The sequence below is a fragment of the Pedobacter deserti genome (genome assembly GCF_024436415.1).
Lineage (GTDB): Bacteria > Bacteroidota > Bacteroidia > Sphingobacteriales > Sphingobacteriaceae > Pedobacter > Pedobacter faecalis.
This window is the reverse complement of the sequence record NZ_JAFMZQ010000001.1, coordinates 1,723,670-1,736,265: the sequence shown is the minus strand read 5'-3', so window position 1 is coordinate 1,736,265 and position 12,596 is coordinate 1,723,670. Positions and strand designations below refer to the sequence as shown.

The following is a 12,596-nucleotide window of genomic DNA, read 5'->3' as shown; positions in this document are numbered from 1 at the left end:
ATTTTAAGAAAAGATAATCCGAAGCGCAGCGCGCCATAACCCGGACCGCATCATTAGCCGATGCGTACAATGGGTATTCCGTATTTAAGATACAGCTACGGGAGGCCCCTTGTTGGACCAGCTTACACCCGGCAGCAGTACGAGTGTATTGTCGCTGGGTGTGTTGATCAGGGCAATCTGCCGGTCTGCATAAAGCAACTGCAGACTAGAAACCCTTGCCGTAAATATGGGGTGGTGATGAGCGACATGTTTACACACCTCGCACTTGGGATGGTACTGCCCTATCGCCGGGCCGCAGCCGCTATGACAAGCGGTATCATCCTGATGAGAGTGAAGCAGCTGAAAAACCGGGCTGCCGGCAAGAAGCAGCAGCATCAGCACTGCAACAAGTCGCAGGCAGTTCTTCCCGTTAAACATCCTCACATCATTCATTGCAACAAAATTGCTTTCTTTATTTCAATTATCAAAAAAACTTGTCTGTATTTATGTCATATTTTAGTCTAGCAAATAATTTACACGCCAGGCATGTGCAATTTTATTGCGTTTAGCTATGTTTGTGACAACACATAAACAGCAAAGGATGATCTCAGCAAAATCTGTAAAGCACGTGTATCCAGGCGGTCACCCAATCAGTTTTAAGGACTGGCTGGTGAAAGCGGGCGAACAATGGCTGCTTCTTGGTGCCTCGGGAAGCGGCAAGACCACACTCCTGCACATCATCAGCGGCCTGATGAAGCCGCAGCAGGGAGAGGTCAGGATCAAAGACACGGAGATATACAAACTGCCGGCTAAGGCGCAGGACCGGTTCAGGGGACAAAACATTGGCATTGTCTTCCAGCGGCCGCACCTCATTAAGAGCCTGACCGTTACGGAAAACCTTGAAATGGCTCAAAGTTTTGCGGGACTGGAAACGGACCGGGACCGCATCGCTCAGGTACTCCAATCACTCGGCATGGCCGATAAAAGCAAAAGCTACCCCAGCGAACTAAGTCAGGGTCAGTTACAGCGTGTATCTATAGCCAGGGCAGTGATCAATAAACCGGCCCTCCTGGTGGCCGATGAGCCCACCTCCAGTTTGGACGACAAAAATGCTTTTGCGGTCCTGCAATTGCTGCAGACGCAGTCGGAACTGAACCAGGCTACCCTGGTGGTGGCTACGCACGACAAACGGGTTAAAGAGGCCTTCACCAATACCTACGAATTATGATGAGTCCTTTAAAGATCAGCTGGAAGAACCTTTGGTCGAAGCCCCTGAACGCGGGCCTTAATATTTTGCTTATTGCTTTTGGCACCGCCATACTTACCATACTGTTACTTGCTTCCTCGCAGGTCAGCGAAAAGCTGGAGAACAATGCTAAGGATATCGACCTGGTGGTTGGCGCCAAGGGCAGTCCTCTGCAGCTTGTACTGAGCAGTATTTATTATATTGATTTTCCTACGGGCAACATTCCGCTTAAGGAGGCCCGGACCCTGATGAGCAGTCCATTTGTTAAGATGGCCGTGCCGCTTGCGCTGGGCGATAACTATAACGGCTTGCGTATTGTGGGTACCGACAGCAACTTTGTGAAGCTGTACAAACTGAACACCAGTGAGGGTAAGATGTGGGCTGGGGATTTCGAGGCAACGATAGGTGCCGACGTGGCCAAAACGCAGAACCTTAAGATTGGCGACACCTTCAATGGCGCGCATGGCCTGAGCGGAAGCCGGGATGTGCACGAGCATCATCCATATAAGGTAGTAGGTATACTGGCACCGCAGGGCAATGTAACGGACAACCTGATCCTGACCAACATCAGCAGTGTATGGAAAATGCACGATGAGGAACACGATCATGATGAACACGATCACGAAGAACACGAACATCATGAGCACGATCATGATGAGGATAAGGAGCTGACCTCGATATTGATCCAGTATCGTTCACCGATGTCGGTGGCCATCTTCCCGCGTATGGTAAACGAAACCACCAATATGCAGGCCGCCTCCCCTGCGCAGGAAAGCACCCGCTTGTTCTCACTCATCGGTGTTGGGGTAGATACGCTCCAATGGTTTGCCGTACTTATTATGCTCATCGCAGCCATCAGCGTATTTGTAAACCTGTACAATTCGTTAAAGGAACGTAGCTACGACCTGGCCATCATGCGCACGCTGGGTGCATCACGGACCAAATTGTTTGTAATTGTTATCGCCGAAGGCATCATGCTCACACTTGCCGGAACGCTTATCGGACTGGCGCTGGGGCATTTCGCCCTTGAACTTATAGGTAGTTACCAGGAAAGCGGACAGGCGCGGCTGAGTGGGATGGTTTTACTTTCTGATGAGATATATCTCTTTGCTGCCGGGCTGAGTATTGGTATATTTGCTTCGATAATACCTGCCATACAGGCTTACAGGTCAGATATTTCGCGCATCCTCTCCAAAAACTAGACACACATGAAGAAACTACTCATATTCGCTTTGTTAATTACCGGCCTGGCCGCGAAGGCGCAGCACAACCCGGACGATCAGATCATGTCGGATAACTGGGATATCGTTGGAAGTGTAGACTTTAAAATCGTTAAAGACACCGACATGTTCCCGGTATATAACGATAAGATAAAAAAGCTTGCCGGCAAACCCTTTGAACTGGAAGGCTATATTGTGCCCATTAAAGACGGCATGAAACAAAGCCGGTTTATGCTTTCAACCCTACCCATAAACCAGTGCTTTTATTGCGGAAAGAACGGCGTACCTATTATGGTGCTGGTAGAGATGGCCGATCCCATTAAGTTCACCTATCAAACGGTTACGGTAAAGGGCACGCTGAAGCTCAATACAGGCAACGCCATGGATAATCCACCCATTGTACTCACAGGCGCAAAACCCATCTGATACGAATGGACCCGATCTCTATATTAAAAACGCACGACCTGAAACAGACCAGGCAGCGTGTACGTGTACTGGAAGAACTTGCGCTCGATAAATCTGCCGTGTCGCAGCCTGATCTGGAAAAAAAACTGGGAAAGGAAATAGACCGGGTAACGCTGTACCGGATCTTAAATACGTATGAAGATAAGGGAATCCTGCACAGAGTGATGGATTTGAACGGGACGGCTAACTATGCGATCTGCAACGCCGCCTGTACGGAAGAACACCATCATGACGAGCATCTGCACTTCAACTGCACCAATTGCAAAAAGATTTATTGCCTGGATGTAACGATACCTGCCATTAAGATACCGAAGGGTTTTAAAACAAATACCATAAGCGCAACCGCCTATGGTATCTGTGATCAATGTTATCAGTAATCTCGCTTAGTGACCAGAATGGCCGTCGGCACCATGCGCATGGCCATGACTCAATTCTTCCTGAGTAGCCTCACGTACAGTTAATATTTTTCCTGAGAAGATCAGGTTCTTTCCAGCCATCGGGTGGTTAAGATCTACCGACACGCTATCGTCGTTAATTGCTGTCACACCAGCACGGAAATGATTTCCCTGATTATCCTGCAATGGGATCACATCACCTACAGCGGGCAGATCCACATCTTTAAACATATCTTTTGGCAGGTCTGCAAATGCTCCCGGATCTACTTCTCCGTAACCATCTGCCGCCGATAGTTCAAAGCTGTACTCATCGCCCACATTCAAACCACTCAGGTGCTCCTCAAATTTTGGCAGCATCATGCCTGTACCGTAAAGAAAGACCAGCGCATTGCTTTCATCAGCCTTTTCTACAAAAACTTGCTGCCCTTCTTCGTTAGTGGTATGCAATTCGTACGTTAATGCAACTACCTTGTTGGGTGTAATACTCATATGATGTTATTTAATGATGAATTTTAATGCTTCGCTGACCGTATTTACGGGCAACTGGCATACTTTATTTTGACAAATATAGATTTTTGTTTCAAAGCGGTCGGCGCTTTGCTTTTCTTTTAACAAAGGAAGCGTAGAATTTGTTCCTCCCAGCATGATTTTGTTGGGGATGTATTCCTTGCTGAGTTCAGCCTTAACTTCAGGTGTGCCCTCGCCGGTAATGGCAATTTCGTTCATACCTGTAACCTGTGCAAGGAGCTGTATAGCCCAGTTGGAATAGGCCGAGCCATAAGTTTTAATTTGCGGGTGAATGGCAGCTAACATCTCCGCAGCCTTATCGATATAGGCCGGTTCGTCGAAAAAGAGTCCAAGCCTGTACAGGTTTTGTGCCATAGCGGAGTTGGACGAAGGAATCACATTATCCATCAATTCGTGCTTACGCGCAATCAACGCTTCACTGGCAGCGGAAGTATAAAAAAGCATGGCGCCCTCGGCATCCGAGAAGTTTGCCAGCACATAGTCGGCCAGCGCTTTAGCTTCCATGAGCCATTGCTCGTTGAAGTCGGTTTCATAGAGCGCGATCAGCGCATCAATGAAAAAGGCATAATCGTCGAGGAAGCCTGCGATCGTTGCCCGGCCGTCTTTGTAATTCCGGCACAGTCCGCCATCTTCAGCCCGCAGGGTTTTTAGAATAAACGACGCCGCCTCGGCTGCCATGTTATAATGCGCGTCGTTGCCAAATACCTGTGCCGCCGTAGCGAGCCCCTTAATGGCCAGTCCGTTCCAGGCCGTCAGACATTTATCGTCGAGACCCGGGCGGATCCGGGCACTGCGTGCTTCAAGCAATTTAGCTTTGGCCTCAAGCACCTCTTTTTGAAAGGCGACCACCGTAAGCCCTTTTACAGGCGCATACTCTTCGTCGGTAAACCGCTTCCTGAGCACATTGGTCTCCTCTTCTTCCCAATTACCCTCTTCGGTTACATCGAAGTAATCGAAGAGCAGTTCTGCCTGCCGTTCGCCCAGCACCTTTGTAAATTCAGATTTGTCCCACACGTAAAACTTCCCTTCTACCCCTTCGCTGTCGGCATCAAGTGCCGAATAGAACAGGCCTTCCGGAGATCTCATCTCCCTGGCCAGCCATGCGATCGTCTCTTCCGCAACCTCTTTAAAAAGCGGGTCCCTGGCGTACTGGTAGGCTTCTGTGTACAAACTGATGAGCTGACCGTTATCATACAGCATCTTCTCAAAATGCGGCACATGCCACTCGCCGTCCACAGAATACCGGGCAAAACCACCGCCCACATGGTCGTATATACCACCCATAGCCATCTTCTCCAGGGTCATCAGCGTGGCGACATGCGTAGCATCGTCTTCCAAAAGTCGACTATAGCGCAGCATGAACACCCAGTTGTTGGGCAGCGGGAATTTCGGTGCGCGGTTATATCCGCCATGCGCCACATCAAAATAGCGTTTCCATGGATCCACCACGGCCTTCAGGTCGTCCGTCGTGTAATCGGCCTGCCCCACTTCACCCACGATACGTTCCGCAGTTCTGATGCCGTCGGTTAATCTGTCGGCATACTGGATCGCCTTTTCAGGTTCCTGCGCCCACATATTGGCCACACTCAGCAGCACATTGATCCAGTCTTTACGCTGAAAATAGGTACCTCCGTATACCGGGCGCTGGTCGGGCAAACAGATACAGTTGAGCGGCCAGCCCCCGCTTCCGGTCATGAGCTGTACGGCCATCATGTAGATCTGATCGATATCCGGGCGCTCTTCGCGGTCAACTTTGATGCATACATAGTGCTGGTTCATGACTTCGGCAACCTCATGGTTTTCGAAGCATTCACGCTCCATCACGTGGCACCAGTGGCAGGCGGAATACCCGATGCTTACCAGGATCAACTTGTTTTCAGCGCGGGCCTTAAACAGCGCTGCCTCGCCCCATTCGTACCAGTCGACCGGGTTATAGGCATGCTGCAGTAAATATGGCGACGAAGCCTTGATCAGGTTATTTGCATCAGCTTCGCTGCGTTCTGTATGGTGTGAGGACATATTCATGATAATGAGTTTCTAAATATAGGAGACTTTATCTGCACAAAGTCATTATTGCTTTGCTTTTCTCTGCAGGTGTAACACAGGTTAAACAAACGGGTCTTACCGTTGTTTTTTAGATGTAATCGATGAAAAGAAGATTTAACCCGTTCCCCCTCTTATTTGCTGCTTTAATCTTATTCCTGGTCAACTGGTACGTGCTGTCTGGCTTGCAAACGCTTATCGCCGCACCCTATGTTGCCGTGCTGTTCAGCGCATTCGTATTGCTGATCACTGGTATGATGGTTCTGGCCATATTGAGGGTAGGCAAACACGGCATGGGCTGGCTCTTTAAAATAAGCACGCATGCTTTTCTTATTCTGATTGCCGCCGAACTGGTATTTGTGATGTTCCTGATTCCCGGCGATTTCTACAGCTGGGCCACCCATCATCCCCGGAATGTATACTGGACCGGCTTTGCCTTGTTCATGTTTTTTATGGTGGTACTGCTGTTTCTTTATGGGATGCTGCGCGGCAAGTATGCCTACCGGGTCGTGAAACATACGTTATATTTTGACGACCTGCCATCAGCTTTCGACGGCTTTACCATTACCCAGATATCGGATGTTCATGCGGGCAGCTTTAACAGTAAAAAGTCTGTACAAAAGGGCATTGATCTGGTTAAAAAACAGGCGTCCGACCTGTTTGTGTTTACGGGCGACCTGGTCAACAATAAAGCGGAAGAGATCATTCCCTGGATGAATCACTTTAGTCAGATCAAGGCGCCATACGGCCAGTTTTCGGTGTTGGGAAACCATGACTATGGCGACTATGTAAAATGGCCTACACCGCAGCACAAACACGAGAACCTGGAGCTGCTCAAGTCGCTGCACAAGGAATTGGGATACCGGCTTTTGCTCGACGAGCATGTGGTGATCCATAAAGGCGGACAAAAAATTGTACTTGCCGGGGTGGAAAACTGGGGACTGGGCTTTGGCGAACGCGGCGACCTTCAGCAGGCTATGAACGGCGTAAACCCCTCCGATTTTAAGATCCTGCTGTCGCACGACCCTACCCACTGGGAAGCGGAGGTGCTCAAATATTCTTCCCCTATACATCTCACGCTGTCCGGGCACACGCATGGCATGCAGTTTGGTATTGAGGCCTTTGGTCTGCGCTGGAGCCCGGTAAAATACCGCTATCCGCACTGGGCAGGCATTAAGACCGATCAGGGACGCGTTCTGAACATCAACCGGGGTTTCGGATTCATAGGTTTCTCCGGCCGGGTAGGCATCTGGCCTGAAATTACAGTTCTTCAACTTAAAAAGAGCGTTTAATTACCTACTTTTGTAGCCGCAACAACTAAAAGCTTCTGCGAAACCTGAATGGAAGAAAGCAATACACAGAAAAGAATATTTCAAGACAGAAAAAGAACAAACGTTTTACGAAGCGCAGAACAGGCCACGATATCTTACCTGGTAAAGCGCGTACCGGCTTTCATCTCCTCCAATAACCTCACCTTTCTGGGAACCATTGGTTCGGGCATCGTTTTACTTGCTTTTATATTAGGCGCTTATGTTAGTCGCCATTACCTGCTGTTGGGTATAGCCGGCCTGGCCATCAACTGGCTGGGAGATTCGCTGGACGGACGCGTAGCGTACTACCGGAATATCCCCCGCAAATGGTACGGATTTTCGCTCGACATCATTATGGACTGGATCAGTACCGTTCTGATGGGACTCGGATATATCGTTTATGCACGCAATGAGTACGAACTGATTGCCTTCGTGTTTGTGGTGCTGTATGGCTGGGCCATGATCATCTCGCAGCTTCGCTATAAGATTACAGACATTTACAGCATCGATTCGGGTTTTGTAGGGCCAACGGAAGTACGTCTTATCATCGCGGTAATCCTCATCCTTGAAGCATCACTCGGACATCTCATTGAGTATTTTGTAGCTGTCATGTGTGTCATCCTGCTGATCGTCAATTTCATCGAAACCAAGAAACTGCTTCGCATGGGCGATATGCGCGACAATGCCGAAAGGGAAGAAAAGCTGCGCAAGATGGCAGCGGGCCAGAAATAAAGCCTATGAATAAACGGAAGTCGATATTGGTATTTGCCAAGGCCCAGTTCTCCGCCTTTGCAGGTGGTATTATCGACTACCTGGTCATGCTGGCCTGTACAGAACTCCTGCACATCCACTATACCATTTCCATTGCGATAGGTGGCATTGTCGGCGCGGTGTTCAATTTTTCGGTAAACCGGTACTGGACTTTCAACGCCAGTGAAGCAAGCAAGAATCCTGTGGGTGGACAGCTTCTCAGGTTCATTTTCGTAGTTACAGGAAGCATTTTACTTAAATCATCAGGCACCTGGCTGTTTACGACCTATCTGCATATCGATTATAAGATCAGCAGGATCATTGTTGACATCATCGTATCGCTCGGATTCAACTATGTACTGCAGAGCTACTGGGTGTTCAAAAAAAAGCCACCGACAGACCTGCCGGTGGTATAATGATTTCTCTCTAGGAGCGCTTACTTCTTTCCTTGTGTCGTATCAGTCCAGCTATCTGTTTTGAACGGTGAAGCTGGTAATCCCGAACCATTGGTGAGGTTACACTGCGGATTGTTTGCCCAGGCATAACGCACCGCAACCGGCGCAGGCACTTCGTCACTGCTCACCATAATCTTATTGCCTTTTACGACAGCCTTAGCCCAGTGAAAGTTCTGATCGGCCCCCGCAATAGAAAACCCGGTAAGTTCCTGACCATCGCTCGCCTTCAGCCCACCCTCCGCTGAGCTGAACGTAAGTTCTATTGCCTGACCAACCGGCTTTGCCGATTCATATACAGGTCCGGAAAAAGGCACCTTTAAGCCATAGGTTTTAGCTAAAGCCGCATAAGCCAGCCGCTTACCTACATCCTGCTTATTTTTAGGATGGATATCGTCTGCATCGCCTATATCAATACTTACAGCCATGCCCGTGTTCGGCAAGGAAAGCGTCTGCCGCTGCGCATCCCTTAGTTCGGCCCATGCAGAAGGGCCGGGTGCTGCGTTGCGCTTCATAAAATTAGCCAGTTGCACAAAATAAAAAGGCATATCCGGCTGGTTCCATTTCTGTCTCCAGTCGCCGATCATCGCCGGAAACAAGGTACGGTACTGATGTGCCCGGTCGGCATTGCTTTCTCCCTGGTACCAGATCGCCCCTTTCACAGGGAATTGTATATAAGGATGGATCATGGCATTATAAAGCACGGTTGTGCGGTTGGGCCCGTCGTTAGACTCTGGCACCGGCGGGAGGTCTGACATACTGATGCCTCTTTTATAAAGCCAATCACCCTCCAGCGAAATTTTGCCACCACTTTTCGAGGCTACATACATGCCTTCATTTCCACCACCATTAAAACCTCCGTCGCCCCCTGTATCAAATACCCGCACGGTAATAACACTCGAACCTGCTTTTACCTTATTGCCCCGTACGGTATATTTTCGCGGTATACCCACACCTCTGGTGGCACCGATCTTTTCACCGTTGAAATAGGTGATCTCGTCGTCGTCCACTCCGCCAATGTGCACGGTAATATCCTGTCCCGCCCAGTCGGCCGGAATAGTAATCTGCTTCCTGAACCACACCGTGCCGTTGTAATTGGGCATCACCGTCTTGTTCCACAGGACCGGCAGTTTCATGCTCTGCCAACTGCTAACGTTTGTTAACCGCGCCGCCCATGAGGGCAGCTGACCTTGAAAACCCGGATCTTTAGCATCTGCATCTTTCTGCCAGGCTGACAGACGTTCCTGGTAACTGGGACCGGCATTACCATTTGCGGCGGCTTTGATCTTCTCAACTTTCTCTGCAAAATCGGGCATTGCGCTCAGCGTTTCCGCACTTGTCCATGCCTCAGCAATGGTGCCACCCCATGACGTGTGTATAAGCCCTATGGGGATGCCTGTCTTTTGCTGCACTTCCCGTGCGAAAGCATAGGCTACCGCCGAGAACTCCGCCACATATTTCGGGTTACATTCCGTCCAGCCCCCATTGGTTACCTTGGCATCTGCCAGCGGGACATTGCTGGTAACATGCACACCCTGCAGTAAACGAATCTTCGGATAATTTGCCTGCGCGATCTCCTGTTCATAATTAATGATCTTTCCCCAGCCTGCCAGTGGCATCTCCATGTTCGACTGCCCCGAGCAAACCCATACATCGCCTACCAGCACATTGCTCAGCGTAAGTATTTCACCATCGGAAACCTTAACCGTGTAAGGACCGCCAAATTTCGGCGTCTGGATAAAGACCTTAAAGTTGCCCGAGGCATCTGCCTGGGCGGAGACAGCCTTGCCATTCCAGGAGGGGGTTACGGTGACGGTTTTTCCGGCGTCGGCTTTGCCCCAGATGGCAGCCTTGGTTTTTTGCTGGAACACCATATTGTCACTAAAAACAGAAGGTAGTATTACCTTTCCTTCTGCAGAAGAGGCCATCAGCAACACCGAAAGTGCTGCCGCAGCAGGCAGGAGTTTAACGTAGTTGAAGTTCATACATTTGTGTTATACAGATATAAACTTACTATTTTATTTCCTGGAATTGCAATACCACACTTGTTCTTCCGGAGTTTACCACCGGGTTAAAACCAATCTTCATCAGGAAATCACCGCTGTATGTGCGGCTTTGATCTACGCCCGCATTTGTACCCGGATAAAGGTTCAGTTCCTTCACACTGTAACGTTTGGCAGGATCAAGACCTTTCAGACGTATTGGTCCTTTGCTGCCTTCATCGTAGCGGTTGTTCACCAGGTAGCTGAACATCACACCGTTGCTCTTCTCTTTATTTACGTACAACACGGAGGCCACACTCCCTTCCCTCGGATTGGCCAGGCGGTACTGATCGCCCTGCCAGATGATGGACTTGATGTTGTTATAGGTTTTAATGGCATCCTGGCAATATTTTAGGTCGTTCTCCTTGAGGTGACTTACCACAATGTCGAAGCCCAGTTTGCCCATCATGGCCACATCCGTACGGAACTTGATCGGCTGCTTGCCCCAGTCGGTTACGTGATTGGATGAACTGATTGCCGGGTAGAAATAAGAATACTCCCATTGCATAAAGATGCGCTCAAGCGGATCGGTATTGTCGCTGGGCCAGAACTCCGTGAAGTATTTCAAGGCTGCATAGTCGACCCTGCCACCGCCACCAGAACAAAGCATCATGGGCACGGTAGGGTATTTTGCGCGAATACGGTCGAGCACCTTGTACAGTCCCCGCATATACTCAATATAAAAGTGATTCTGGTTTTTGAGATGGGCTGAGTAAGCATTGTAGATCACGGCATTGCAATCCCATTTGATATAAGCTAGTTCAGGGTTTTTGGTAAACAGGTCGTCGACCACCTTAAAGACAAACTCCTGCACCTGCGGATTGGCCAGGTCAAGCACTAGCTGGTTACGGAAGTAATGTTCCTCGCGCTTTGGCTGTTTAATTACCCAGTCGGGGTGCTTCTCATAAAGCTCACTTTTCGGGTTTACCATCTCCGGTTCTATCCAGATACCAAACTTAACCTGGTTGTTTTTAGCCTCCTTTACCAGGGATGAAATGCCATTAGGCAGTTTGGTCCGGTTCTCATCCCAGTCGCCCAAACCGGCCACATCCCCATTCCTCGGGTATTTGTTGGCAAACCAGCCATCATCAAGCAGGAACAGGTCTACCCCCAGTTTTTTAGTATCCTTAAGCAGTTCAAACAACTTGCTTTCGTTGAAGTCAAAATACGTGGCCTCCCAGTTGTTCAGCAGGGTAAGGCGCTCGCCTTTCCCATCCAGCAACTTATATTCCCGGGCCCAGTTGTGCATGTTCCGGCTTGCTTCGCCCTTACCGGCTGAAGAAAGCGTGTACAGGAAAGCCGGGGTGGTAAATTCTTCATTGGGTTTCAGCGTGTACACCGAAGCGTAGTTGTTGATGCCAGAGATAATTTTCAGGTTATTGTGGTAATCCAGTTCCAGGTCGGTACGAAAATTCCCGCTATACTCCAGTGCACCGTAAAGCACAGTACCTTCATCCTCTGTAGCAGGCTTGTCGAACGACACCATAAACACAGAAGGCTGGAACAGATTGGTACGTGTGCCAAGCTTACTGTCGAGCGTCTTGATGCCGTGCGTGATCCGCGTTTCTTCCGGCTGCATCTCTTTAGCCCAATCGCCATGATACTGGTTGAGCCAGAAACTTCCCGCTTTCAAATGAAGATTGGCCGATGCATATTTGTGCAGCTGAACACTGCCTTTTTCACGATGCCTGATCGTGCTCCATTGCTCCACCACGTTATCGCGGAAATAGGTTTTATAGTACAGCGTCACCTGGAAATCGTAGACCGGGTCTTTCAGGACTACGCTAGTGACCGACACATCATCACTGACGCGGCTGGTAGCGTGACTCACATAGCGCAGGTCGAGCGAATTGTTGCCGTCTGCGTGGGTAACCGCGATAGCTGGCTCCAGCAGGTTACGGGATCCTGCGGGGGTATACGCAGAAGCAAGGATGCCGGTGTACTCACTCCCTTGCCGGTACATCCGGGCAACGTTGAGGTACTCATCTTTAGAAGACAGCTTCTGCCCAAAATATAAGGTCGAAAGATGTTTAGCCGTATCGGTCTGCAGCACCAGCGCATTGTTCCTGGTTTCCATAGGTATGGTAACCTGCTGTGCCCGGGTGGAAGCAGCCGTAGTTATAAGACCGGCAAGTAATATGGATAGTCGTTTCATTTATGGTGTTT

12 protein-coding genes are annotated in these 12,596 nt (G+C 49.5%); 7 read left to right on the top strand and 5 right to left on the bottom strand.

Going from position 1 to position 12,596, the window contains the following annotated elements:
• Positions 1–84: 84 nt before the first annotated feature.
• Positions 85–432, bottom strand: a complete 348-nt coding sequence (locus tag J3P40_RS07840) for a hypothetical protein (protein ID WP_256004355.1) — start codon at positions 430–432, stop codon at positions 85–87.
• A 148-nt stretch (positions 433–580) separates the two neighbouring features.
• Between J3P40_RS07840 and J3P40_RS07835 the strand changes: the two genes are divergently transcribed.
• From J3P40_RS07835 to J3P40_RS07820, 4 genes are read left to right on the top strand one after another with little or no spacing between them, the layout of a single operon-like run.
• Entirely contained in the window at positions 581–1,207 is a 627-nt protein-coding gene (locus J3P40_RS07835; RefSeq protein ID WP_256004353.1) for an ABC transporter ATP-binding protein, read from the top strand.
• Positions 1,207–2,427: an ABC transporter permease gene (locus J3P40_RS07830; protein ID WP_256007060.1), complete on the top strand. Its 1,221-nt coding sequence runs from the start codon at positions 1,207–1,209 to the stop codon at positions 2,425–2,427. Before J3P40_RS07835 ends, J3P40_RS07830 begins: the two co-directional genes overlap by 1 nt.
• A gap of 6 nt (positions 2,428–2,433) precedes the next feature.
• Entirely contained in the window at positions 2,434–2,871 is a 438-nt protein-coding gene (locus J3P40_RS07825) for a DUF3299 domain-containing protein (protein WP_256004351.1), read from the top strand.
• A gap of 5 nt (positions 2,872–2,876) precedes the next feature.
• The gene (locus J3P40_RS07820) at positions 2,877–3,287 is read left to right on the top strand and encodes a Fur family transcriptional regulator (RefSeq protein WP_256004349.1); all 411 of its coding nucleotides are present in this window, start codon (positions 2,877–2,879) and stop codon (positions 3,285–3,287) included.
• Positions 3,288–3,293: 6 nt separating this feature from the next.
• On the opposite strand, the gene J3P40_RS07815 is transcribed toward J3P40_RS07820, so the two are convergent.
• Together J3P40_RS07815 and J3P40_RS07810 are read right to left on the bottom strand one after the other, a co-directional pair.
• Positions 3,294–3,794 (bottom strand): FKBP-type peptidyl-prolyl cis-trans isomerase, encoded by a 501-nt coding sequence (locus tag J3P40_RS07815; RefSeq protein ID WP_256004348.1) that lies wholly within the window; start codon positions 3,792–3,794, stop codon positions 3,294–3,296.
• Positions 3,795–3,800: 6 nt separating this feature from the next.
• Entirely contained in the window at positions 3,801–5,858 is a 2,058-nt protein-coding gene (locus J3P40_RS07810) for a thioredoxin domain-containing protein (RefSeq protein WP_370687712.1), read from the bottom strand.
• A 122-nt stretch (positions 5,859–5,980) separates the two neighbouring features.
• Between J3P40_RS07810 and J3P40_RS07805 the strand changes: the two genes are divergently transcribed.
• From J3P40_RS07805 to J3P40_RS07795, 3 genes are read left to right on the top strand one after another with little or no spacing between them, the layout of a single operon-like run.
• Positions 5,981–7,168 carry a metallophosphoesterase gene (locus J3P40_RS07805; protein WP_256004347.1) on the top strand — a complete coding sequence of 396 codons (1,188 nt, stop codon included), beginning with the start codon at positions 5,981–5,983 and terminating at the stop codon, positions 7,166–7,168.
• 48 nt (positions 7,169–7,216) lie between these two features.
• Positions 7,217–7,918: a CDP-alcohol phosphatidyltransferase family protein gene (locus tag J3P40_RS07800; protein WP_256004346.1), complete on the top strand. Its 702-nt coding sequence runs from the start codon at positions 7,217–7,219 to the stop codon at positions 7,916–7,918.
• 5 nt (positions 7,919–7,923) lie between these two features.
• Entirely contained in the window at positions 7,924–8,352 is a 429-nt protein-coding gene (locus tag J3P40_RS07795) for a GtrA family protein (protein WP_256004345.1), read from the top strand.
• A 20-nt stretch (positions 8,353–8,372) separates the two neighbouring features.
• Here the strand turns inward: J3P40_RS07795 and J3P40_RS07790 are convergent, their stop codons facing one another.
• Together J3P40_RS07790 and J3P40_RS07785 are read right to left on the bottom strand one after the other, a co-directional pair.
• On the bottom strand, positions 8,373–10,373 hold the full coding sequence (locus tag J3P40_RS07790) for a sialate O-acetylesterase (protein ID WP_256004344.1): 2,001 nt from the start codon (positions 10,371–10,373) through the stop codon (positions 8,373–8,375).
• A 28-nt stretch (positions 10,374–10,401) separates the two neighbouring features.
• Positions 10,402–12,585, bottom strand: coding sequence for an alpha-galactosidase (locus J3P40_RS07785; RefSeq protein WP_256004343.1), 2,184 nt, complete (start codon positions 12,583–12,585; stop codon positions 10,402–10,404).
• Positions 12,586–12,596 lie beyond the last annotated feature (11 nt).

Bases quoted from the DNA above. Each gene is read 5' to 3' on its own strand.
- J3P40_RS07840 (WP_256004355.1), bottom strand. From the start codon at position 432: ATGAATGATGTGAGGATGTTTAACGGGAAGAACTGCCTGCGACTTGTT.
- J3P40_RS07835 (WP_256004353.1), top strand. From the start codon at position 581: ATGATCTCAGCAAAATCTGTAAAGCACGTGTATCCAGGCGGTCACCCA.
- J3P40_RS07830 (WP_256007060.1), top strand. From the start codon at position 1,207: ATGAGTCCTTTAAAGATCAGCTGGAAGAACCTTTGGTCGAAGCCCCTG.
- J3P40_RS07825 (WP_256004351.1), top strand. From the start codon at position 2,434: ATGAAGAAACTACTCATATTCGCTTTGTTAATTACCGGCCTGGCCGCG.
- J3P40_RS07820 (WP_256004349.1), top strand. From the start codon at position 2,877: ATGGACCCGATCTCTATATTAAAAACGCACGACCTGAAACAGACCAGG.
- J3P40_RS07815 (WP_256004348.1), bottom strand. From the start codon at position 3,794: ATGAGTATTACACCCAACAAGGTAGTTGCATTAACGTACGAATTGCAT.
- J3P40_RS07810 (WP_370687712.1), bottom strand. From the start codon at position 5,858: ATGAATATGTCCTCACACCATACAGAACGCAGCGAAGCTGATGCAAAT.
- J3P40_RS07805 (WP_256004347.1), top strand. From the start codon at position 5,981: ATGAAAAGAAGATTTAACCCGTTCCCCCTCTTATTTGCTGCTTTAATC.
- J3P40_RS07800 (WP_256004346.1), top strand. From the start codon at position 7,217: ATGGAAGAAAGCAATACACAGAAAAGAATATTTCAAGACAGAAAAAGA.
- J3P40_RS07795 (WP_256004345.1), top strand. From the start codon at position 7,924: ATGAATAAACGGAAGTCGATATTGGTATTTGCCAAGGCCCAGTTCTCC.
- J3P40_RS07790 (WP_256004344.1), bottom strand. From the start codon at position 10,373: ATGAACTTCAACTACGTTAAACTCCTGCCTGCTGCGGCAGCACTTTCG.
- J3P40_RS07785 (WP_256004343.1), bottom strand. From the start codon at position 12,585: ATGAAACGACTATCCATATTACTTGCCGGTCTTATAACTACGGCTGCT.